This window comes from Simplicispira sp. GW247-4R2A (assembly GCF_059424465.1).
Window position 1 is genome coordinate 69,126 of record NZ_JBWKZM010000001.1, and the last position, 21,404, is coordinate 90,529.

General features: G+C 66.1%; 18 protein-coding genes. 8 read left to right on the top strand and 10 right to left on the bottom strand.

The genetic code is table 11. The annotated features are described in order from the left end of the window. Positions 1 to 79: 79 nt before the first annotated feature. Positions 80 to 1,207, bottom strand: coding sequence for a tRNA preQ1(34) S-adenosylmethionine ribosyltransferase-isomerase QueA (gene queA, locus AC07ZH_RS00335; RefSeq protein ID WP_495198078.1), 1,128 nt, complete (start codon positions 1,205 to 1,207; stop codon positions 80 to 82). A gap of 133 nt (positions 1,208 to 1,340) precedes the next feature. Here queA and AC07ZH_RS00340 point away from each other — a divergent pair, with 133 nt between their 5' ends. After that, positions 1,341 to 2,489: a GGDEF domain-containing protein gene (locus tag AC07ZH_RS00340; RefSeq protein ID WP_119109376.1), complete on the top strand. Its 1,149-nt coding sequence runs from the start codon at positions 1,341 to 1,343 to the stop codon at positions 2,487 to 2,489. Between the two features lie 27 nt (positions 2,490 to 2,516). On the opposite strand, the gene AC07ZH_RS00345 is transcribed toward AC07ZH_RS00340, so the two are convergent. Further along, positions 2,517 to 3,467: a 1-phosphofructokinase family hexose kinase gene (locus AC07ZH_RS00345; protein WP_495198079.1), complete on the bottom strand. Its 951-nt coding sequence runs from the start codon at positions 3,465 to 3,467 to the stop codon at positions 2,517 to 2,519. After that, positions 3,464 to 4,768 (bottom strand): HD-GYP domain-containing protein, encoded by a 1,305-nt coding sequence (locus AC07ZH_RS00350; protein ID WP_495198080.1) that lies wholly within the window; start codon positions 4,766 to 4,768, stop codon positions 3,464 to 3,466. The genes AC07ZH_RS00345 and AC07ZH_RS00350 overlap by 4 nt, the downstream gene beginning before the upstream one ends. Before the next feature lie 134 nt (positions 4,769 to 4,902). On the opposite strand from AC07ZH_RS00350, the gene recG reads away from it, so the two are divergent. The 4 genes from recG to AC07ZH_RS00370 all read left to right on the top strand — a co-directional run bounded on the left by recG (position 4,903) and on the right by AC07ZH_RS00370 (position 9,098). Then, positions 4,903 to 6,999 (top strand): ATP-dependent DNA helicase RecG, encoded by a 2,097-nt coding sequence (gene recG, locus AC07ZH_RS00355; RefSeq protein ID WP_495198081.1) that lies wholly within the window; start codon positions 4,903 to 4,905, stop codon positions 6,997 to 6,999. A 98-nt stretch (positions 7,000 to 7,097) separates the two neighbouring features. After that, positions 7,098 to 8,063, top strand: coding sequence for a LysR substrate-binding domain-containing protein (locus AC07ZH_RS00360; RefSeq protein WP_495198082.1), 966 nt, complete (start codon positions 7,098 to 7,100; stop codon positions 8,061 to 8,063). Positions 8,064 to 8,118: 55 nt separating this feature from the next. Beyond that, entirely contained in the window at positions 8,119 to 8,637 is a 519-nt protein-coding gene (locus AC07ZH_RS00365; protein ID WP_119109372.1) for a Dps family protein, read from the top strand. A gap of 98 nt (positions 8,638 to 8,735) precedes the next feature. Further along, positions 8,736 to 9,098 carry a response regulator gene (locus AC07ZH_RS00370; protein WP_119109371.1) on the top strand — a complete coding sequence of 121 codons (363 nt, stop codon included), beginning with the start codon at positions 8,736 to 8,738 and terminating at the stop codon, positions 9,096 to 9,098. 5 nt (positions 9,099 to 9,103) lie between these two features. On the opposite strand, the gene AC07ZH_RS00375 is transcribed toward AC07ZH_RS00370, so the two are convergent. The 4 genes from AC07ZH_RS00375 to AC07ZH_RS00390 are packed head-to-tail and all read right to left on the bottom strand — an operon-like array spanning position 9,104 to position 14,620. Beyond that, positions 9,104 to 10,249, bottom strand: coding sequence for a hybrid sensor histidine kinase/response regulator (locus AC07ZH_RS00375; RefSeq protein ID WP_495198083.1), 1,146 nt, complete (start codon positions 10,247 to 10,249; stop codon positions 9,104 to 9,106). Then, positions 10,246 to 10,473: a hypothetical protein gene (locus tag AC07ZH_RS00380; RefSeq protein WP_495198084.1), complete on the bottom strand. Its 228-nt coding sequence runs from the start codon at positions 10,471 to 10,473 to the stop codon at positions 10,246 to 10,248. Before AC07ZH_RS00380 ends, AC07ZH_RS00375 begins: the two co-directional genes overlap by 4 nt. Continuing rightward, the gene (locus tag AC07ZH_RS00385; protein WP_495198085.1) at positions 10,470 to 11,279 is read right to left on the bottom strand and encodes a CheR family methyltransferase; all 810 of its coding nucleotides are present in this window, start codon (positions 11,277 to 11,279) and stop codon (positions 10,470 to 10,472) included. The genes AC07ZH_RS00380 and AC07ZH_RS00385 overlap by 4 nt, the downstream gene beginning before the upstream one ends. Positions 11,280 to 11,290: 11 nt before the next feature. Further along, positions 11,291 to 14,620 carry a response regulator gene (locus AC07ZH_RS00390; RefSeq protein ID WP_495198251.1) on the bottom strand — a complete coding sequence of 1,110 codons (3,330 nt, stop codon included), beginning with the start codon at positions 14,618 to 14,620 and terminating at the stop codon, positions 11,291 to 11,293. A gap of 255 nt (positions 14,621 to 14,875) precedes the next feature. Between AC07ZH_RS00390 and ubiA the strand changes: the two genes are divergently transcribed. Further along, positions 14,876 to 15,751: a 4-hydroxybenzoate octaprenyltransferase gene (gene ubiA, locus AC07ZH_RS00395; protein WP_495198086.1), complete on the top strand. Its 876-nt coding sequence runs from the start codon at positions 14,876 to 14,878 to the stop codon at positions 15,749 to 15,751. A gap of 58 nt (positions 15,752 to 15,809) precedes the next feature. Here the strand turns inward: ubiA and proC are convergent, their stop codons facing one another. The 3 genes from proC to AC07ZH_RS00410 all read right to left on the bottom strand — a co-directional run bounded on the left by proC (position 15,810) and on the right by AC07ZH_RS00410 (position 19,066). Further along, positions 15,810 to 16,673: a pyrroline-5-carboxylate reductase gene (gene proC, locus AC07ZH_RS00400; protein ID WP_495198087.1), complete on the bottom strand. Its 864-nt coding sequence runs from the start codon at positions 16,671 to 16,673 to the stop codon at positions 15,810 to 15,812. A gap of 93 nt (positions 16,674 to 16,766) precedes the next feature. After that, positions 16,767 to 18,263 (bottom strand): glycerol kinase GlpK, encoded by a 1,497-nt coding sequence (gene glpK, locus AC07ZH_RS00405; RefSeq protein ID WP_495198088.1) that lies wholly within the window; start codon positions 18,261 to 18,263, stop codon positions 16,767 to 16,769. Between the two features lie 35 nt (positions 18,264 to 18,298). Next, positions 18,299 to 19,066 carry a DeoR/GlpR family DNA-binding transcription regulator gene (locus AC07ZH_RS00410; protein WP_119109365.1) on the bottom strand — a complete coding sequence of 256 codons (768 nt, stop codon included), beginning with the start codon at positions 19,064 to 19,066 and terminating at the stop codon, positions 18,299 to 18,301. A gap of 172 nt (positions 19,067 to 19,238) precedes the next feature. Between AC07ZH_RS00410 and AC07ZH_RS00415 the strand changes: the two genes are divergently transcribed. Continuing rightward, complete coding sequence (locus tag AC07ZH_RS00415; RefSeq protein WP_495198089.1) at positions 19,239 to 20,318, top strand: ABC transporter ATP-binding protein; 1,080 nt, start codon at positions 19,239 to 19,241, stop codon at positions 20,316 to 20,318. Between the two features lies 1 nt (position 20,319). Then, on the top strand, positions 20,320 to 21,396 hold the full coding sequence (locus AC07ZH_RS00420; protein WP_495198090.1) for an ABC transporter ATP-binding protein: 1,077 nt from the start codon (positions 20,320 to 20,322) through the stop codon (positions 21,394 to 21,396). Positions 21,397 to 21,404: the final 8 nt, after the last annotated feature.

Here is a 21,404-nt window from a genome sequence, read left to right on the forward strand (position 1 = left end):
AGGGTGCTAGCGCATATCCCATAAGCGCTAGCAGCTATCTTTTCGATAGTGCAATCGCCGCCCTGCAGAGGCCGGGCCGCTACCGGTCTGGCGCGCTCGCGCTGCGCGCCAGCAGCATCGCATCGCCATAGCTGAAGAACCGGTACTGCCCCGCCACCGCGTGCCGGTACAGCGCCATCACCCGCTCGTAGCCGGCAAAGGCGCTGACCAGCATCATCAGCGTGCTTTTGGGCAGGTGGAAGTTGGTCAGCAGCAGGTCCACTACCTGGAAGGCAAAGCCCGGCGTGATGAAGATGCGCGTCTCGCCCTCGGCCAGCCCGCTCTGCGCCCAGGATTCGAGCGTGCGCACCGTCGTCGTGCCCACGGCCACCACGCGGCCGCCGCGCTGGCGGCAGCGCTCCAGCGCCGCCAGCGTGGCGCTCGGGATGGAATACCACTCGGCGTGCATGCGGTGCTCGGCCAGGTTCTCCGTTTTCACCGGCTGGAAGGTGCCCGCGCCCACGTGCAGCGTGATGCTGGCGCGCTCGACGCCGCGCGCGGCCAGGTCGGCGAGTACCGCGTTGTCAAAGTGCAGGGCGGCGGTGGGCGCCGCCACCGCACCGGGGGCACGGGCAAACACCGTCTGGTAGCGCTCGGAGTCTTGCGCTTCGTCGGCGTCGTGGCCGCTGGCCTGGTCGCGGGCTATGTAGGGCGGCAGCGGCAGGTGGCCGCAGCGCTCCATCAGCTCCCAGGCGCTCTCGCCAGCGGGTCCGTGCAAGGCAAAGCGAAACAGCGGGCCTTCGGCATCGGGCCAGCGGGACAGCAGCGTGGCGTCAAAACCGCCGGCTGCCATGCCCCCCGCCAAGTGGATGCGCGCGCCCACGGGCGGCTTCTTGCTGACCTTCATGTGCGCCACCACCTCGCAGCCGGCGTGGCCCGTCAGCACGCGCTCGATCAACAGTTCGAGCTTGCCGCCGCTGTCCTTCTCGCCAAAGATGCGCGCCTTGACGACACGGGTGTCGTTGAACACCAGCAAGTCACCGTCCCGCAGCAAGGCCGGGAGTTCGCGGAAGATGCGGTCGCAGGGGGCGTTGCCGCGCCCATCGAGCAGGCGCGAGCCGCTGCGCTCGGGCGCAGGGTGCTGGGCGATGCGCTCGGGGGGCAGGTCGAAATCAAAATCGCTGAGGGTGAAGGCGCGCGCGGTGGAATCGGGCAAATGGGACGTCATAGGGCAAGGGGCTGAACAGGCCCGCTTAGAAAAGATCGGGAAAATCAGGAGAAAAGGGCGCGATTGTGTCAAACCGCGCACCGCCTGGGGCGCGTAAGCTTGAATGGCACACGATTTTTCAAGGACAGCGCCCATGGATGCCTTTGTCTGGGACCAGAACTTCATCACAGGCGTCGAGGACGTGGATGTCCAGCACCACGCGCTGGTGGATCTGTTCAATGAACTGAGCAGCACCTTCCAGAGCACCGATCTGGACGATCGCGAGGCCCTGCTGAACGACACGTTTGCGCGTCTGGTGGCCTATACCGAATACCACTTTGCCGATGAGGAAGCGCTGATGCGGGGGGTGGGACTCGACCCGCGCCACATTGTGTCGCACGAGGCTGAGCACGCGCACTTTGTCGAGCAGATCCGCACCATCTGGTCGGCGCGCCATTCCATGCCGGACACGGCCGAGTCCATCATCGGATTTCTTACCTCCTGGCTGGGGCTGCACATCCTGGGAACCGACCAGGCGCTGGCGCGGCAGATCGTGGCCATTGCCGCGGGCACCACGCCCGAGCAGGCATGGCGCAACGAGAAGGACTTCCCCGAGAGCAAAACCACGCAGGCGCTGCTCAAACTGATCGCCCGGCTCTACCATGTACTGGCGCAGCAAAACGCCGGGCTGATCGACGTCAACCGACAACTGGAGATGCGTGTGGCCGGGCGCACCCAGGAGCTCGCGCACGCCAACGAAGAGTTGCTCAACGCCAATCTCCAATTGGAGGCGTTCTCCCGCACCGACGGCCTGCTGGGCATCGCCAACCGGGGCTATTTTGATGAACGTCTGGCGCAGGCCTGCGCCGCGGCATTTCGGCGCGAGCAGCCGCTGGCCTTGCTGATGATCGATGTCGATCATTTCAAGCAGTTCAACGATTGCCATGGCCATCCCAAGGGGGACGCGTGCCTGCAGGCCGTGGCGCGTGCAGTGGAGGACACCCTGACGCGCAGCACCGACCTGGTGGCACGCTACGGTGGCGAAGAGCTGGCCGTCATCCTGCCCGACACCGATGCCGAAGGCGCCACCACCGTGGCCGCGCGTGTCGTGGCGAATGTGGCGGCGCTTGGCCTGGTGCATGGCGCGTCCCAGGTGTCGCCCTGTGTGAGTGTGAGCGTGGGCGTCGCCGCGCAGGTGCCGCCCCACAAAGATGGCAGCAGCCGCCTGGTGGAGGAAGCCGACGCCGCGCTGTACGAGGCGAAGGCTGGCGGGCGCAACCGCTGGGTGTTGGCGCCGCGCTGACCCGCTGCGCGGGGGGCTTGCCGGGGGCTATACCGCAGCGATCGGCGAGACCATTACCTGGTCCAGCAGCTTGTCCACATCTGCCGCACTGGCCAGCGCCGTGCCGCTGGCCAGCAGCGAGGCAGCACCGGCGGCGGTGGCCCAACGCAAAGCCTCTGGCGGGGTTTTTCCCCGTACCAACGCTGCCAGCAGCCCCCCCAGAAAACAGTCCCCTGCACCGGTAGTGCCTTGCGCCGCACTCACAGGCACGGCGGGTGCCTGCCACACGCCGTGCGCAGTAGCGAGCACGGCACCTTCCGCCCCCAGGCTGAGCGCCACCATGCGCGCTGCACCGCGCTGCACCAGCGCGGTGGCGGCGGCGATGGCTTCATGTCGCTCGGCAAGCGGCAGGCCGGTGAGGCTGCGCAGCTCGCCCAGGCTGGGCTTGACCAGCGCTACGCCCGCGTCCAGCGCACGCGCCAGGGCGGCGCCCGAGGTGTCGAGTGCCAGGGCCACGCCAGCGTTCTGCGCCTGGTGTGCCAGGCGCGCGTAAAAATCGTCTGGCGCGCCGGGTGGCAGGCTGCCGCTGGCCACCAGCCACTGCGGCGCCGGATGGAGGCTTGCCATGGCGGACAGGCAGGTCTGCCACTCCTGCTGCGCGAGCTGCGGGCCTGGCATGACGAAGCGAAACTCCTGGCCGCTGGCCTTGTCCAGCACGGACAGGTTTTCGCGCGTTTCTCCGGCAATGGGCTGGCACTGCGCGGGCACACCCTCCTGAGCCAACAGCGCTGTGAGCTGCGCACCCGCCACGCCGCCGGCCAGGTAGTGGGCCCGCACATCAATCCCCAGGCGGTGGAGCATGCGCGCCACGTTGATGCCGCCGCCGCCGGCGTGGCGCTGCAGGTCGCTGCAGCGCAGCTTGTGGGTCGGCTCGACCTTCGCCGTGCGCGCCGAGAGGTCCAGTGCCGGATTGGGCGTGAGCGTGCGAATGGCGCTCATGCCGGGGCGTGGCTGGGCAGGCCCGACCACATTGCGTTGAGGTCGGGGAAGTTCCATTTCGCCGGGTCTTCGCGCGCCGCGATGCGGTCGTTGCACCCGACGGCACCGAGATCGATGATTTCCGGGGCAATGCGCAGGTTGGAGCGTGTCGAGTAAAACACCTTCACCTTCGGGGTGACCAGCGAGCGGCTGCCCTGTTCGGTCACGACCGCCAGGCGACCCGACACCAGGCGCACCAACGAGCCCACGGGATAGATGCCGATGCTCTTGACGAAAGCCTGGAAGACGCGGGCGTCGAAATGTCCCCCGGTCCATTCGGCCATGCGGCGCAGCGATTCGGAAGGGTCCCAGCCGCGTTTGTAGGCGCGGTCGGATGTAATCGCGTCGTACACGTCGTACACGTCGCACACCGCCGCCATGCGGGCGATGAGACTGATTTTTTCTCCCGCCAACCGGTCCGGGTAGCCCGTGCCATCCATCTTCTCGTGGTGGTGTCGGCAGGCATCGAGTACCGGCGCGCCCACCTGGCCGGCCTCCTTGAGCATTTCGTAGCCCGCGACGGGGTGCCGGCGTACCATGTCGAACTCCTCGTCGGTGAGCTTGCCCGGCTTGTTCAGCACCTCGATCGGGACCGCCGCCTTGCCCAGGTCGTGCAGCAGGCCGGCCAGGCCCGCGCTGCGCGTGTGCGCCTCGCTAAGGCCCAGCTGGCGCGAGAGTGCCACCATCAGCGCGCAGACCGCCACCGAATGCAGGTAGGTGTAGTCGTCGGCCGTCTTCAGCCGTGCCAGGCTGATGAGCGCGCCTGGGTTGCGCGTCACGGAATCGTTGATTTCCTGCGCCAGGCGCTGTGCCTGAGCGGCGTCCACCGCACGCCCCATGCGGGCTTCGCTGAACATCGAGATCACCGCATCTTTTCCCCGGCTGCAAATGGCAGCCGCGGCGCGCAATTCGTCCTGCATGCTGGCCGGTGCGTTGCGGCGCGGCGGCGCCATCGGTGCTGGGCGCGGCTTGGCCGCGGCGGTGCTTTCCATGGCGTGCATCGCGGCCAGATCGCTGAAATCGGTGTCGATGCGCGCTTCGACCTCTTCCTGCGTGAGCGTCACCGTGCCTGCGGCGACGTCTTGCCCACGATCGGTGTCAATCCACAATTCGGTGATGCTGGTGGCACGAATACGCGCCAGGTCGGACGGCTCTTTGAGCAAAAACTTCGCCCGCCAGAACGGGTGGTCCATCCATGAGCCGCAGAACTCCTGCACATACATGCCGAGCACGAGGTCGCGGGTTTGAATGCGCTTGAGCATGGCGGGGCAGGGCGTGCGGTCAGGGAAGGACTGATTCTAGATGGCCGGCATGTTCCTGGGCTGGCGTGCGGACTGCGGCGGGGGATGCTCCGTCCCGTCTATGCTTGGCGTTCGATACGCTTGCTGCTTCCACCATGCCTGCGCCCCGCGCCCTTGCCCCTGCCATTCAAAAGGCCCTGCACAAACTGGGCCTCAGGCGCGACATCGACCTGGCGCTGCACCTGCCGCTGCGCTACGAGGACGAGACCCGCATCGTGCCGATCGCCAGCGCGCGCGATGGTCAACTGGCGCAAATCGAAGCCACCGTCACCGCCAGCGAGGTGCAGTTGCGCCCGCGCCGCCAGCTCGTGGTGCAGGTGCAGGACGCGTCGGGCGACTGCACGCTGCGCTTCTTCAGCTTCTACCCCTCGCAACAAAAGACGCTGGCGGTGGGCGCGCGCCTGCGTATCCGGGGCGAAATGCGGGGAGGTTTCTGGGGCCGGCAGATGCTGCACCCGGTGTTTCGTGCGGCAGGCGGCGAGCTGCCCACGGCCCTGACGCCTGTCTACCCGACGGCGGCCGGCTTGCCCCAGCCCTTGCTGCGCCGGCTGGTGGCCAGTGCCCTGACGCGCGTGGACCTGCCGGAAACCCTGGTGCCAGAGCTCGCTCCTACGTGCGCTCATTTTTCAAGAAAAAATGGCCCCCAGCGCTTGATGCATCTGCGCGAGGCGCTCACTTTTTTGCATCGCCCAACGCCTGATGTGGCGTTGGCGGCGCTGGAAGACCACAGCCACCCGGCCTGGCAGCGGCTCAAGGCCGAGGAGCTGCTGGCGCAGCAGCTCTCGCAGTTTCAGGCGCGGCGCGAGCGCTCGCGCCTGCGCGCGCCGGTGTTGGCGCCGGTGCAGGGCGCCGCATCGCTCACCGCCCGATTGCAGGCTGGGCTGCCCTTCGCGCTCACGGCGGCGCAGGTGCGCGTCGTGCGGGAAATCGGCGCCGACCTGGCGCGTGCGCAGCCCATGCACCGCTTGCTGCAAGGCGACGTGGGCTCGGGAAAAACGGTGGTGGCAGCGCTTGCCGCCACCCGCGCCATTGACGCAGGCTGGCAGTGCGCGCTGATGGCGCCGACCGAAATCCTCGCTGCGCAGCATTTCGCCAAGCTGCTCGGCTGGTTGGAGCCCCTGCTGGCGGCAGAGGGCCGCAGCGTCGCCTGGCTGGTGGGCGGCCAGAGAAAAAAGGAACGTACGGCGGCCCTGGCGCGGGTGGCCAGCGGCGAGGCGGCGCTGGTGGTCGGCACGCACGCCGTCATCCAGGAGCAGGTCGCGTTTGATCGGCTGGCGCTGGCCATCGTCGATGAGCAGCACCGCTTTGGCGTGCTCCAGCGCCTGGCGCTGCGCCAAAAGCTCGCCGCGCACGGCATGGAGCCGCACATGCTGATGATGAGCGCCACGCCCATCCCGCGCACCCTGGCCATGAGCTACTACGCCGACCTGGATGTCTCCGTCATCGACGAGCTGCCCCCTGGCCGCACGCCGGTGGTCACCAAGCTCATTGCCGACAGCCGCAAGGACGAGGTCATCGCGCGCATCGCCGCGCAGGTCGCCGAGGGGCGCCAAGTGTACTGGGTCTGCCCGCTGATCGAAGAGAGCGAGGCGCTGGATCTTTCCAACGCCACTGCCGTGCATGCCGAGCTGAGCGAGGCGCTGCCTGGCGTGGCGGTCGGCCTGCTGCATTCGCGCATGCCGAGCGCCGAAAAGAAGGCCGTGATGGCGCTGTTTACCGAAGGCCATCTGGGTGTGCTGGTCAGCACCACCGTCATCGAGGTCGGCGTGGACGTGCCCAACGCCTCGCTCATGGTCATCGAGCACGCGGAGCGCTTTGGTCTCTCGCAGCTGCACCAGCTGCGCGGCCGGGTGGGGCGGGGCGCCACTGCCTCGGCCTGTGTGCTGCTGTACGCCACCAACGACAGCGGGCGTGTCGGCGAGACGGCGAAAGAGCGCCTGCGCGCCATGGCAGAGACCAGCGATGGCTTCGAGATCGCACGGCGGGACCTTGAAATCCGTGGCCCCGGAGAATTCCTGGGGGCACGCCAGTCGGGCGACGCGCTCCTGCGTTTTGCCGACCTCGCCACCGACACGCACCTGCTGGACTGGGCGCGCGCAACCGCGCCGAAAATGCTGGAGCACCATCCCGAATTGGCGACGCAGCACCTGGAGCGCTGGCTGGGCGGAAAATCCGACTACCTCAAGGCTTGAATTGTGACCACCCCCTGCGCGGCTTCGCCGCTTCCCCCTCCTCCCGCAGCGCTGCGCGCTGCGGGCAGGGGCCTGTGCCGCGATAGTTGCCTGCCCCCATGACCCTCACCGAACTCAAATACATCGTCGCCGTCGCCCGCGAGCGCCATTTCGGGCGCGCGGCAGAAGCCTGCCATGTCTCGCAGCCGACGCTGTCGGTGGCGGTCAAAAAGCTGGAAGAAGAGCTCGATCTCAAGCTCTTCGAGCGCAGCGCGGGGGACGTCTCGGTGACGCCGCTGGGTGAAGAGATCGTGCGCCAGGCGCAGGCGGTGCTGGAGCAGGCGGCGGCTATTAAAGAGATTGCGCTGCGCGGCAAAGACCCTTTGAGCGGGCCGCTCACCCTGGGGGTGATCTACACCATCGGCCCCTATTTGCTGCCTGAGCTGGTGCGCAGCGTCATTGAGCGCACGCCGCAGATGCCGCTCATCCTGCAGGAGAACTTCACCGTCAAATTGCTGGAAATGCTGCGCACCGGCGAGATCGACTGCGCCATTCTTGCCGAGCCCTTTCCGGATGCCGGCCTGGCCAGCGCCGCGCTGTACGACGAACCTTTTCTGGCGGCGGTGCCGGGGAAACACCCGCTGGCGCAGCAGACATCGGTCTCCACCGACGAACTGAAGAACGAGCATGTGCTGCTGCTGGGCGCCGGCCACTGTTTTCGCGACCATGTGCTGGAGGTGTGCCCGGAATTTGCCCGCGTCGCTCCACAGGGCGACGGCATCCACAAGCGCTTTGAAGGCTCATCGCTGGAAACCATCAAGCACATGGTGGCCGCCGGCATGGGCGTGACGCTGGTGCCGCGCCTGGCCGTGCCGGATGCGGCGCTGACCAGCGCCCCCCGGCGGCGCCACGCTGATGACCCGCATATCCGCTACCTGCCCATCGTCGAGCCCGACGGCAGCGCCCCGCCCACGCGCCGCGTGGTGCTGGTGTGGCGGCGCAGCTTCACGCGCTACGAGGCGATTGCTGCGCTGCGCAATGCGGTGGTGGCCTGTGGCTTGCCCGGCGTCAAACGCCTCACCTGAATGCGGCCTATAGTGGACCAAAGTGACTGTTCTTAACCCCATCAAGGAGAACCCAATGGCCAAAGCACCCGCCAAATCCACCGACAAAACCGCCGCCGTGCCGCGCATCAACATCGGTATTTCCGAGAAAGACCGCGCCGGCATTGCCAAAGGCCTTTCGCACCTGCTGGCGGACACCTATACCCTGTACCTGACCACGCACAACTTCCATTGGAATGTCACAGGGCCGATGTTCAACACCCTGCACCTGATGTTCATGGGCCAGTACACCGAGTTGTGGAACGCGGTGGATCCGATTGCCGAGCGCATCCGCTCGCTCGGCCATGTGGCGCCGGGTTCCTACGCCCAGTTCGGCAAGCTTGCCAGCCTGCCCGATGCACCCGCTACGCCACCGCGCGCACTGGACATGGTGCGTGTGCTGGTGACGGGCCATGAGGCGGTGGCGCGCACGGCACGCGAGCTGTTCCCGCTGGCCGACAAGGTGGGCGACGAGCCCACGGCCGACCTGCTCACCCAGCGCTTGACGGTGCACGAGCAGACTGCCTGGATGTTGCGCTCGCTGCTGGAGGAGTAGGCGTCGCCTGGTTTCAAGACGCTGTCCTACAAAGTTGAGCGCGTCGCCCTTGAGATGATCGTTGGATTGACCACCATCCGGGTTCGGGCCAGCACTCCATGCGAATTCTGTACGTTGAAGACCATGAGGATCTGCGTGAAACCATCGGCATGCTGATGGAGGGCGAAGGGCGCTCGGTGGTGCTGTGCGAAAGTGCAGAGCAGGGCATGGCGCAGGACGTGCAGACCCCCTTCGATGTGGTGGTGACCGACGTGAGTTTGCCCGGACTCTCTGGGATCGAGTTTGCGCACCAGTTGTTGACCAGGAACCCGGACCGCTGGGTGGTGCTGTGTTCGGGCTACGAGCTGGGCAAGCATGCGCAGGCCTGGGGGCCGCATGTGCGCACGTTGCTCAAACCGTTTGAATTGGAACAGCTCGACGCTCTGCTGCGGGAGATTGAGCAGGCACTCAGCGCCGATTAGTCCATTCATCGGCTGGGCGGCGACGATCCAGTGTTTCGCGGAAGCGTCACAGTAAAGCGGGTGTGGTCGTCCGTGCTGTGCACTGCAATGCCGCCGCCGTGGCTGGTGACGATTTGCTGCACGATGTACAGGCCCAGGCCCAGTCCATCGCGGCGCCCCCCTTTGCTTGCGCTACTGCGAAATGGCGTGAACAACAGCGGCAGCAGGTCGGAAGGGATGCAACCACCGTTGCTGATCTCCATGCGAATGGCGCTCGTGTGGGTGCCGTCCAGGTGCAGACCAATGGGTTGATCGGCTGCGCCATGCCGCAGCGCATTGCCAAGCAGGTTGGTCAGCACCTGGGCCAGGCGGTCACCGTCCCAGGAACCTGAAAGCACGCCCGCGCTGCTGAGCACCACCTCTCGGGTGCCGTGGTCCCGCAGTTCCTCGACAACGCGTGCGCACAGTTCGCCGAGATCGAGTGGCCCCGGATGCAGGCTCAGGCCCCCATGCTGGCGAATGCGTGTGAGGTCGAGCAAGTTTTCGATCATGCCGTCCATGCGCCGCGCGCTCGACAGGATGCGGCCCGCCAGCGCCGCGTTCTTTTTGTCCGTGCAGGCGCGAACCAGCGCGCCCGATGCCAGGGTGACCGAGGTCAGCGGCGTGCGCAGGTCGTGGCTCAAGACGGCCATGAACATTTCGTTGATGCGCAGCGCTTCCGTGCGCTCGGCCAGTTCGCGCGCCAACGCGCGCTTCTGGCGGTGCAGCGTGAAGAACACCTCCACCTTGCTCAGCAGCATATGGGGATCAATAGGCTTGTAGAGAAAATCCACGGCCCCGGCGTCGTAGCCCTTGAACTGCCAGTCGATATTTTGGGCGCCAGCAGTAATGAAAATCAGAGGAATATGGCGTGTGCGTTCGCGCCCGCGGATCATTTCGGCCAATTCAAAACCGTTCATCTCGGGCATCTGTACGTCGAGCAATGCGAGCGCAATGTCGCAGTGTTCGAGGAGCAACTCCAGGGCCTCGGCGCCTGAGCGTGCCTTGAGGATCAGCAGGTCGTCCCGTTGCAGCAAGGCTTCGAGGGCAACGAGGTTCTCGGCAACGTCGTCGACGATCAGGCACTTGATCGGTGCCGCGACTTGCGCATCCAGATTGGCAGATCGTTTCACAGCAATCCTCGGGTATGCAGTCGGGTGAGGGTTTCGGCCATCGCCACAGGGCTAAGGACATGGGGAACCTGCGGGATCCGTGGCAGCACAGCCCATGGCATGGTGGGCGAGGAGGCGCTGTCGGGCGCTTGCACGAGGTACAGGCCCTTGGCCTGATCAATGGCGCCGGCAGAGCCGCCTATCACAACGACCATGGCCTCGAAAGTCCGGGTGGAGGTGTTCACGCCAAAGCCTTCTTGCGGTAGATGCACTGCAGCGGAACGCAGTCCTCGAACGCGTCGGCCTGGGTAGAAAAGCGCAGCGATTCCTTGCTGCCCAGGCCCAGAAAACCACGCTGGCACAGGGCCTCGCGAAACAGCCCGAGGGCGCGGTCCTGCAACGCGCGCTCGAAATAGATCAGCACGTTGCGGCACGACACCAGGTGCACTTCGGAAAACACGCTGTCCGTCGCCAGGCTGTGGTCCGAGAACACCACGCGTCCGTAGGCGGCGGTGTAGTAGTCCGACAGCGAGGTCACGGCGCCCGAGGCGGCGTGGTTCTGCGAGAAAGCCGGCACGCGCTCGACGTCGAACACGCCGGCACTTGCGGCTTGCAGGGCCTTGGCGTTGATGTCGGTGGCGTAGAGGAGGGTGCGTTCCAGCAGCCCGGCTTCCTGCAGCAGAACGGCCAGGGAATACACCTCTTCGCCCGTGCTGCAGCCCGCCACCCAGATCTTGAGCAAGGGGTAGGTGTGCAAATGCGGCAGCACCTGCTCGCGCAGCGCGCGAAAGTAGTCGGGGTCGCGGAACATGTCGCTCACCTGCACCGTCAGGTAGTCAAGCATGCCGGCAAACACGTCGGGCTCGTGCAGCACGCGGTCCTGCAGCTGCGAAAGGGTTTTGCACTGGAACCGCGCCAGCGCCGCATTCAGACGGCGGCACAGCGACGCCTGGGCATAGGAGCGAAAGTCGTAGTGGTAGCGCAGGTAGATGGCGTCGATCAGGAGCCGCTGCTCGATGTCCACCGTCTTGGGAGGTTTGCGGTGTGGCATGGAGGAGTCCCTTACTTCGGCATCCAGACGCGCACCAGCGACATCAGTTTGTCCACGTCCAGCGGCTTGGCGATGTAGTCGCTGGCGCCAGCGGCCAGGCATTTTTCCTGGTCGTCGCGCATGGCCTTGGCCGTGAGCGCAATGATGGGAATGCGCCGGCCATCGGGGCGCTTGCGGATCTCGCGCATGGCCGTGTAGCCGTCCATCTCGGGCATCATGATGTCCATCAGGATCAGGTCGGCGCACTCCTTGCCGGTGTGAGCGTCCAGCCATTCAAGCGCTTCGCGGCCATTGCGTGCAATTTCCACGTGGATGCCGGTGGGCTCGAGTACGCTGGCGAGTGCAAAAACGTTGCGCACGTCGTCTTCCACCACCAGCACGGTGCGGCCTTCGAACGCTTCCTCTCGGTTGCGTGCCACCTGGAGCATGTGCCGGTGCTCCTCGGTCATTTCCGATTCCACCCGGTGCAAGAACAGGGTGACCTCGTCGAGCAGGCGTTCGGGAGAGTGCGCGTCCTTGATGACGATGGAGCGCGAGAAGCGCTGCAATTTCTGCTCTTCGTCGCGCGTGAGCGCACGGCCGGTGTAAACGATGACAGGCGGGAACGACACCTCCTCCTGCCCGGCCATTTTTTCCAGCAATGCGTAGCCACTCAGATCTGGCAGGTTGACGTCCATGACCATGCAGTCGAAGGTGCTGCGCACCAGGTGTTCCAGGGCCTGCGCTGCGGTCTCGACGCCCACGATTTCCACCCCTTCGCTCTGCAGCAGCGAGCGAACGCTCTCGCGCTGGCGCGCGTCGTCTTCGACCACCAGCACGCGCCGCAGCCCGGGGGTGAATTTCCCTTCCAGGCGTTCCAGCGCACGCACCAGTTCTTCGCGCGGGACGGGTTTGAGTGCATAGCCCACGGCACCGCGCTCGAGCGCCTCTTTGGCGTAGTCGACCACCGAGACGATGTGCACCGGGATGTGGCGCGTGGTCGGATTGCGCTTGAGCTGGTCGAGCACGCCCAGTCCGGAAAAGTCCGGCAGATTCACGTCCAGCACGATGGCGGCAGGCTTGCGGACCGTGGCCATCTCCAGGCCATCGGCGGCGGTGGCCGCCACCGCGCATTCGAAGCCCATTTCCGATGCCAACTCTTGCAGGATCTGGGCAAAGCGCGGGTCGTCTTCCACCACCAGCAGGCTGCGCGTGCCTTTGCTCCACGGTGCGGCCGGGACCGGTGCGGGAGGCGGTGACAGCCCCCGTGGCGGCGGGGCCGGTGCCGGCGCAGGGGCGGGAGGCATGGCCTGCGCCAAGTGCACGGGCAATTCCAGGGTGAAGGCACTGCCTTTACCCTGTGTGCTCTGCAACCGAATGTCGCCGCCCAGGTGCTGCGCCAGGCTGCGCGAAATCGACAGACCAAGCCCGGTGCCGCCGTACTTGCGGTGCGTGCTGCCGTCGGCCTGTCGAAAGGCCTCGAACACCAGCGCCTGCTGGTGGGCTGCGATGCCAATGCCTGTGTCACGCACGGCAAATGCCACGCGGCCGCTGGCGGTCATGCCGACGTGCACCTCGATCGAACCACTTTCGGTGAACTTGATGGCGTTGGAGAGCAGATTTTTCAGTATCTGGCCCAGGCGCCGCGGATCGGTTTCAAGGTTGGCAGGGACGTCGGAATCGACGGTGCTGGCCAGCGTCAGGCCCTTGTGCCCGGCCAACGGGCGCAGCGGGTCGAGCAATGCGGCCAGTGTTTTGGCGATAGGGACGGTTTCGATGTCCACGTCGACCTGGCCCGATTCGATCTTGGCGAGGTCGAGAATGTCGTTGATCAATGCGAGCAAGTCGTTGCCGGCGGCATGGATCGTTTGCGCGTATTTCACCTGCTCGGCGCTCAGGTTGCCCGTCTTGTTGTCGCCCAGCAGCTTGGCCAGGATGAGCGCGGAATTGAGCGGGGTGCGCAGTTCGTGGCTCATGTTGGCCAAAAATTCGCTCTTGTACTGGCTGGCCAGCTCCAGTTCCCTGGCCTTGGTGGTCAGAACCTCCTGGGCCATCAGCAGCTTTTCACGCTGCTCTTCCAACTGGCTGGTTTGCTTCTCCAGTTGCGCGTTGGTCTGCTCCAGTTCGGTCTGGTGCAGCTCCATATGGGCTTGCGAAGCCTGGAGGATGCGGCTTTGCTGCTCCAGCTCTTCATTGGATACGCGCAGCTCTTCCTGCTGCGCCTGCAGTTGTTCCGACTGGCGCTGTGTCTCGCCCAACAGGCGTTCGAGCTCGCTGCGGTCGAGTGCGGCGCGAATGGCCAGCGCGAGCATTTCCGAGGCACGCTCGAGCAGTTCCTTGTCCGCCAGCCGCACGGAGCGGAAAAACCCCAGTTCCAGCACCGCCGACACGCGTCCACCATAGACCGCAGGCACCAACAGCAGTTCGCGCGGGGTGGCAGACCCGGTGGCGGACGTGACGCGCATGTAGCCCTCGGGCACTTCGCGCACATGGTGCAGTGCGCGCGAGCTCAGGGCCTCGCCCAGCAGGCCTTCGCCCAGCACCAAGGTCCCGATGACGTGCTGTGAGTCGAGCGCATAGGCGCCGAAAAGCTCCAACTGCTGCGCACCCCGCACCACGTAGGCCGCGCCCACCTGCGCGCCCATGTAATGGGCCAGGTGGCGCATGGCCATCTCACCCAGTTTTTCGAGAGGGTGATCGCCCTGCAGCTCCGCGCCCAACCCCAGGACACCACGGTCCACCCAGGATTGGCGCGCTTTGGTGGCCTGCTCACGTGCCGACATGGCGGCTGCCATGCCGATGAGCACCAGCAACAATGCCGAGCCTCCCACGGTGACCCAGGTGGACCAACTGGCCGAGGTGCGCCACTCGTCCCGGAGCTGGTCGGCGCGTTGCTGCAAGTCGGAAGCGAACATGTCGCCGACTTGCAGGAGCTGTTCCATGGTGGCTTGGCCATGGCCCGTCCGCAGGAGCGCCAGGGCCTCCTCGCGCTTGCCGCTGCGGTAGAGGTCGACGGTCTGGGCAAGCTCTTTCCACTTGGCATCCACCAGCGACGCCAGTTCCTTGTGGCGCTGCACCAGCGCTTCGCGCTCGTTGAGCGTGCGGTACAAGGCATCGAGTTGTCCGGGCATCTCTGCAACGGCCAGTTGGTATCCGGCCAGGTAACGCGGCTCGCCCGAAAGCAGGAAGCCGCGCTGCCCGTTTTCCGCCTCGATCGTGGTGCGCATCACGTTTTGCAGCAGCACGACGGATTGCCGCGCTCGGCCCAGGCGCTCCAGCACGCTGTCGCGCTCCGCCAACGCCCAGTACGTCACGATGCCGATCAGTACCGTGGCCAGTGCCGCCAGCAGAAAGCCGAACATCACGTGGGGCGAGACCTTGATGTCGGCTTCGCCATGGCGCAGATCGCCTGGCGGCGAGGGCGCAAGGGGCACGGGGGAAACGTTGGTGGGTGGCAGCATCGTGAAGGCGTGTCCTGGTTTTCCGGGGCCGGTGGTCTCGCAGTGGACCATTGTCGCCAAAAGACCGTCCGCGTCGATACCAAGGTGCGGCTGCTACATTCAACACTCGCGGCGGGGCTTGCTGCCCGCGCCGCTGCTTGCCGATCTCCCGCTGCCATGTCCGTTGCCCGCACCCGTTTTGCTCTGTATCTTGATCTCATCCGCTGGAATCGGCCCGCGGGCTGGCTGCTGCTGCTCTGGCCCACGCTCTCGGCGCTGTGGGTGGCTGCTGGGGGTTTTCCGGGCTGGCGGCTGGTCACCATCTTTGCGCTGGGCACGGTTCTGATGCGCAGCGCGGGCTGCTGCGTCAACGACGTGGCCGACCGCGAGTTCGACCGCCACGTCAAGCGCACGGCGGGGCGGCCTGTGACCACGGGAGCGGTATCGGTGCGCGAAGCGCTGGCCCTGGCCGCCGTGCTCGCCTTGGCGGCGTTCGGGCTGGTGCTGCTGACCAATGCGCTCACCGTTGCGCTCTCGTTCGCGGCGCTGGCCATCACCGTGGCGTATCCCTTTGCCAAGCGCGTGGTGTCCATGCCGCAGGCGGTGCTGGGCGTGGCCTTCAGTTTTGGTATTCCCATGGCTTTTGCCGCCGTGCTCGGGCAGGTGCCGGCGCTGGCCTGGTGGCTGTTGGTGGGCAACCTGTTCTGGGTGCTGGCCTACGACACGGAGTACGCCATGGTCGACCGCGACGACGACCTGAAGATTGGCATGAAGACCTCGGCCATCACGCTAGGGCGCTTTGATGTGATGGCCGTGCTCATGTTTTATCTGGCGCTGATCGTGGTCTGGGGCTGGGCGCTGCGCCTGCAAGGCTTTGGCGCCGTGTGGGGCGTTGCCCTGGTGCTGGCGCTGGTGCAAGTCGCCTGGCACGCGCAGATGATTTGGCAGCGCACGCGCGAAGGGTGTTTCCGTGCGTTCCGGCTCAACCACTGGATCGGGCTGACGCTGTTTGCCGGCGTGGTGCTCGATATGTGGGTGCGCGGAAAACTATAAAAATAATAGCTTCTAACGCTTACCAGATAAGCGTTAGAAGCCTAAAACACTTGAAATTTCAGGTGCCGAACTCGTCGCCCAGTTCGCGCGCACGGTGCTGCGCTGCTTCTATGGCGTGGACGAAGTGTCCCGCCACCCCCGCGCGCTCCAGCGCCTCGATGGCGGCATGCGTGGTGCCGCCTTTGGACGTGACGCGCTGGCGCAGCACCTCGGGCGGGTCGTCCGAGCGGCGTGCCAGTTCGGCAGCGCCACCAACGGTGGCCACGGCGAGGCGGTGTGCCTGCGCCTGGCTCAGCCCCATGCCCACGCCAGCGCGGGTCATGGCTTCGAGCAGGTAAAAGACATAGGCGGGGCCGGAACCAGAGAGCGCGGTGACGGCATCCAGGTCGTGTTCCTGTTCCACCCACAGCGTCTCGCCCGTGGGCGCCATGACCTGCTCGATGCGCTGGCGCTCGGCAGAATCCACTGCCTGGCGGGCAAACAGGCCGCTGATGCCCCGGCCAATCAGCGCTGGCGTGTTCGGCATGGCGCGCACCACGCGCTCGCTGCCCAGCCACTGCGCAATGCTGCTGCTGCGAATGCCGGCCGCCACGCTCAGGTGCAGCGCAGCGCTTGTCAGTGGCCGGGCCTGGAGTGCGGCTTCACGGAACACCTGGGGCTTGACTGCCCAGACGACCAGGTCGGCGCTGCGCAGTTGCGGGCCGGGCAGCGCCTGCGCGGTAACCCCGAATTGCGCTTGCAAGGCGTCTCGCGCGGCCTCGAAGGGCTCGACCACTTCGATCCGCTCGGGCGCAAAGCCTTGGGCAATCAGGCCACCTATCAAGGCGCTGGCCATATTGCCTCCGCCAATGAAGGCAATGGCGTTGGGCGCGGTGGCAGGGTTTGGGGCAGCGGGAACAGGTGCGGAAGAGGTATCAGGCATGGCGGTTCCAGAGGGACATAGCAGGCCACTGCATTGTCGCCGTAGCGCAGCGTGCGCGCCAGTGCACGGCCTTCTCGGGCTGCTCCCGGGTTTTCAGGGCGCGAGCGTGGCCTGGCGCACCGCGTGTTCCCAGCGGGCCATCAGTTCCGCTGCGCGCACTGGCGCCAGCGTGGGCTCGAAACGCCGCTCGGCGCGCCATAGGCGCGAGAGCTCATCGGTGCTGGCGTAGACACCGCAGGACAGGCCCGCCAGATACGCGGCGCCCAGGGCCGTGGTCTCGACCACGGCGGGGCGGACCACCGGAATGCCCAGCAGATCGGCCTGAAATTGCATCAGCAAATCGTTGACGCAGGCGCCCCCATCCACCCGCAGTTCGGCCACTGGAGCGCTGCCGGCGGCGACCGCATCCCGGGACATGGCGTGCAGCAGCGCGGCGCTCTGGTACGCAATGCTCTCCAGCGCCGCGCGGGCGATGTGCGCCAGCGTGCTACCGCGCGTCAGCCCGGTGATGGTGCCGCGTGCCTCGGGTTGCCAGTAAGGCGCGCCCAGGCCGGTGAAGGCCGGCACCATCATCACGCCGCCAGCGTCGGGGACGCTCTCGGCGAGCGACTGCACTTCGCTGCTGCTCTTGATGGCACGCAGGCCGTCGCGCAGCCACTGCACCACGGCGCCGCCGACGAAAACGCTGCCCTCCATGGCGAACTGCGGCTCGGTGGTGGTCTGTGCGGCGCTGGTGGTGAGCAGGCCGTTTTCCGATTGGCGGAACGCCTGGCCGGTGTGCATCAGCAGGAAGCAGCCGGTGCCATAGGTGTTTTTCGCCATGCCGGGCGTGAAGCAGGCTTGGCCGAAAAGGGCGCTTTGCTGGTCGCCCGCCACGCCGCCGATCTTCATGCTGTGGCCGAGCAGGCTGGGCACGACCTCGCCAAAGTGGCTGGAAGAAGGCTGCACGCGTGGCATCAGCGAGGCGGGAATGCGCAGCAGCGCCAGCAGTTCCTCGTCCCATTGGTTGCTGTGCACGTTGAACAGCATGGTGCGCGACGCGTTGGTCACGTCCGTCACGTGCACCGCGCCTTCGGTGAGCTGCCAGATCAGCCAGCTATCGACCGTGCCAAAGGCCAGTTCGCCACGCTCGGCCTGGGCGCGCGCGCCGGGCACGTTGTCGAGCAGCCATTGCAGCTTGGTGCCGGAGAAATAGGCGTCGATCAGCAGCCCGGTTTTTTCGGCAATCGTGGGTGCGTGGCCTTGCTCGCGCAGGGCGGCGCAGGCGGGTTCGGCGCGCCGGTCCTGCCAGACGATGGCGTGGTGCACCGGCTCGCCCGTCAAGCGGTTCCACAAGACCGTGGTCTCGCGCTGGTTGGTGATGCCGAGGGCGCGCACTTCGGCGGCGCCGATGCCGGCTGTGTGCAGCGCTTCGCGCACCGTTTCGAGTTGGGTGCGCCAGATTTCGCGCGGGTCGTGCTCCACCCAGCCGGGGCGTGGGTAGATCTGCGTCAGCTCGCGCTGCGCCTGTGCCACCACGTGGCCGTGGTCGTCAAAAACGATGCTGCGGGAGCTGGAAGTGCCTTGGTCGAGGGCGAGCAGGTAGGTCATGGGCAGGCAGAAACGGGTCGGAAGAAGGCGCGCCTTCAAGAGGACGCAATGTCGCAGGCAACGCTCGCATCTTCCAGCAATGCGGGGAAGGGCTCTGGCGGCGGCGCGTCGGTGAACAGGCGGTCGATCTGCGCCAGCGTGGCGAGCTGCACCATGGCTGGGCGGTTGAACTTGCTGTGGTCGGCCGCCAGCCATACCTGGCGCGACTGCGCGATGATGGTTTGCGCGACCTTCACTTCGCGGTAGTCGAAGTCGCGCAGCGAGCCATCGGCTTCGATGCCCGAGATGCCAATCACGGCAATGTCCACCTTGAACTGGCGCATGAAATCGACCGCCGTCTCGCCGACGATGCCGCGGTCGCGCGAGCGCACCACGCCACCGGCCACGATGACTTCGCAATCGGGGTTGCTGCTCAGGGTGGCGGCGACATTGAGATTGTTGGTGATCACGCGCAACCCCTTGTGGTGCAGCAGGGCGCGGGCTACCGCTTCCGTGGTGGTGCCGATGTTCAGGATTAGTGAGCAGTTGCTCGGGATTTCGCGCGCGACGTGCCGCGCAATCCGCGACTTCTCTGCGGCATGCAGGGTTTCACGTTGCTGGTGCGCAATGTTCTCCACCGTGGAGCTGGGCACGCGCACGCCGCCGTGAAAGCGCGTCAGCAAGCCTTCGTCCGCGAGGCGCTGCACGTCGCGCCGCACGGTTTGCAAAGTGACGCCGAGGGTGTCGGCCAGTTGCTCCACCGTGGCCGACTGGCGCGCACGGACTTCCTTGAGCAGTTGCAGTTGTCTTGGGTTGGTGTTCACGAGAGTGACTGTAAAGCGAACAAAAAGGAAACGTTTCAGGGTAAACCTTGAGATGAAAACGAATCAAAAGGAATAAAAATGAACCTATGCGAAATTCAACAAGCGCGTTTTCTTTGTCTGTGGCCGCAACGCCGTGGCGCTGCGCAAGTGTCTTGCGTTTCTGGGAGCTGTAATGGAGTTGGCGCTGCAAGCCATTGAAAAGAAGGTGGGGCCGCAGACATGGCTGTACCCCATGGACCTGGCCCTGCACAGCGGCGCGGTGACCGTGCTCCTCGGGGCTACGCAGGCCGGCAAGACGAGCCTGATGCGCATCATGGCCGGGCTCGACACCCCGACCGCCGGCCGGGTGCTGGTGGATGGTGTCGATGTCACTGGCACCGCGGTGCGCGAGCGCAATGTCGCCATGGTGTACCAGCAGTTCATCAACTACCCCTCGATGACGGTGGCGCAGAACATAGCCTCGCCGCTCAAGCTGCGGCGCGAGCCCCATATCGAGGGGCGCGTGCACGACCTGGCCAGCCGCCTGCACATCGAGATGTTCCTGGACCGCCTGCCCGCCGAACTCTCAGGCGGCCAGCAGCAGCGCGTGGCGCTGGCCAGAGCGCTGGCCAAGGGCGCGCCGCTGATGCTGCTCGACGAACCCCTGGTCAACCTGGACTACAAGCTGCGCGAGGAGCTGCGCGAGGAATTGACGCAGCTGTTCGCCGCAGGCGATTCCACCGTGGTGTACGCCACCACCGAACCCGCCGAGGCCTTGCTGCTGGGAGGCTATACGGCCGTGCTGGCCGAGGGCCGATTGCTGCAATACGGCCCCACCGCACAGGTGTTTCATGCGCCGGCGTCGCTGAGTGTGGCGCGTGCCTTCAGCGACCCGCCTATGAACCTGCTGGCGGCGCGGCGTTCTGCATCGGGTCTGGCGATTGAGTCCGGCCCTGAATTGGCCACTATGGACTCAGCGGTGCTTGGTGCGCAGTCGCACTACACGGTCGGGGTGCGCGCCAGCTCCTTGAGGCTGCAAGAGCGTCCGGGTGATCTGACCATGCGCGGGACGGTGGAGCTGGCGGAAATCTCCGGCTCCGACACCTATGTACACGCCTCTTCGCCCATGGGCAACCTGGTGGCGCAGGTGCCCGGCGTGCACTACTTTGATTTGGGTGCGCCGGTCACGCTGCATGTGCAGGCCGACCAACTGTACGTGTTCGGTGCGGACGAAGCCTTGCTCTGCGCGCCGCGTCGGCAGAGAGGAGTTTGAGATGGCACGCATCACGCTGGACCTGGCGCATTCGTACAAGCCCAACCCGACGGCGGATGGCGACTACGCGCTGCTGCCGCTGAAGATGGAGTTCGCCGATGGCGGCGCCTACGCGCTGCTGGGCCCCTCGGGCTGTGGCAAGACCACCATGCTCAACATCATGTCGGGTCTGCTGGTGCCGTCTCACGGCGGCGTGCAATTTGACGGGCGCGACGTCACGCATGCCAGCCCGCAGGAACGCAACATTGCCCAGGTGTTCCAGTTCCCGGTGATCTACGACACCATGACGGTGGCCCAGAACCTGGCCTTCCCGCTGCGCAACCGCAAGGTGCCCGAGGCGCAGATACGCGAGCGCGTCGGCGTGATTGCCGAAATGCTGGAGCTGAGCGGCCAGCTCGACCAGCGTGCCGCCGGGCTGGCGGCCGATGCCAAGCAAAAGATATCGTTGGGTCGCGGCCTGGTGCGGCCGGACGTGGCGGCGGTGCTGTTCGACGAGCCGCTCACGGTGATCGACCCGCACCTCAAGTGGCAGCTGCGGCGCAAGCTCAAGCAGATCCACCACGAACTCAAGCTCACGCTGATTTACGTCACGCACGACCAGGTCGAGGCGCTGACCTTTGCCGACCAGGTGGTGGTGATGACGCGCGGCCGCGCCGTGCAGGTGGGGGCGGCCGATGCCTTGTTCGAGCGCCCGCAGCATGTCTTTGTGGGCCACTTCATCGGCTCGCCAGGCATGAACTTCCTGCCTGTGGAGCATGTCGCAGGCCGCTTGCGGCTTGTCGACCATTGGCTCGATGCACCTGCCGAGCGCGGTTTGCCGGCTGGCGCCTTGCAGATCGGTGTGCGCCCCGAGTACCTGGCACGTACCGCGCCGGGCGAGGCGGGGGCTTTGCCCTGCAAGGTGCTGCGGGTGCAAGACCTGGGGACTTCGCTGATGTTGACAGCAGAGGTTGCAGGCCAGGTGCTGCGCGCGCGCTTTGACCCCGATGCGCAGTTGCCCGCATCGGGCGATACGGTCTGGCTGCGGATCCTGGGTGAGCACACCTGCTTTTATCAAAACGAGGAGTTGCTGGCATGAGCGCCGCG

What these genes read in the sequence shown, in the direction of transcription:
- queA (WP_495198078.1), bottom strand. Translation starts at nt 1,207, where the DNA reads ATGACGTCCCATTTGCCCGATTCCACCGCGCGCGCCTTCACCCTCAGC.
- AC07ZH_RS00340 (WP_119109376.1), top strand. Translation starts at nt 1,341, where the DNA reads ATGGATGCCTTTGTCTGGGACCAGAACTTCATCACAGGCGTCGAGGAC.
- AC07ZH_RS00345 (WP_495198079.1), bottom strand. Translation starts at nt 3,467, where the DNA reads ATGAGCGCCATTCGCACGCTCACGCCCAATCCGGCACTGGACCTCTCG.
- AC07ZH_RS00350 (WP_495198080.1), bottom strand. Translation starts at nt 4,768, where the DNA reads ATGCTCAAGCGCATTCAAACCCGCGACCTCGTGCTCGGCATGTATGTG.
- recG (WP_495198081.1), top strand. Translation starts at nt 4,903, where the DNA reads ATGCCTGCGCCCCGCGCCCTTGCCCCTGCCATTCAAAAGGCCCTGCAC.
- AC07ZH_RS00360 (WP_495198082.1), top strand. Translation starts at nt 7,098, where the DNA reads ATGACCCTCACCGAACTCAAATACATCGTCGCCGTCGCCCGCGAGCGC.
- AC07ZH_RS00365 (WP_119109372.1), top strand. Translation starts at nt 8,119, where the DNA reads ATGGCCAAAGCACCCGCCAAATCCACCGACAAAACCGCCGCCGTGCCG.
- AC07ZH_RS00370 (WP_119109371.1), top strand. Translation starts at nt 8,736, where the DNA reads ATGCGAATTCTGTACGTTGAAGACCATGAGGATCTGCGTGAAACCATC.
- AC07ZH_RS00385 (WP_495198085.1), bottom strand. Translation starts at nt 11,279, where the DNA reads ATGCCACACCGCAAACCTCCCAAGACGGTGGACATCGAGCAGCGGCTC.
- AC07ZH_RS00390 (WP_495198251.1), bottom strand. Translation starts at nt 14,620, where the DNA reads ATGTTCGGCTTTCTGCTGGCGGCACTGGCCACGGTACTGATCGGCATC.
- ubiA (WP_495198086.1), top strand. Translation starts at nt 14,876, where the DNA reads ATGTCCGTTGCCCGCACCCGTTTTGCTCTGTATCTTGATCTCATCCGC.
- proC (WP_495198087.1), bottom strand. Translation starts at nt 16,673, where the DNA reads ATGCCTGATACCTCTTCCGCACCTGTTCCCGCTGCCCCAAACCCTGCC.
- glpK (WP_495198088.1), bottom strand. Translation starts at nt 18,263, where the DNA reads ATGACCTACCTGCTCGCCCTCGACCAAGGCACTTCCAGCTCCCGCAGC.
- AC07ZH_RS00415 (WP_495198089.1), top strand. Translation starts at nt 19,239, where the DNA reads ATGGAGTTGGCGCTGCAAGCCATTGAAAAGAAGGTGGGGCCGCAGACA.
- AC07ZH_RS00420 (WP_495198090.1), top strand. Translation starts at nt 20,320, where the DNA reads ATGGCACGCATCACGCTGGACCTGGCGCATTCGTACAAGCCCAACCCG.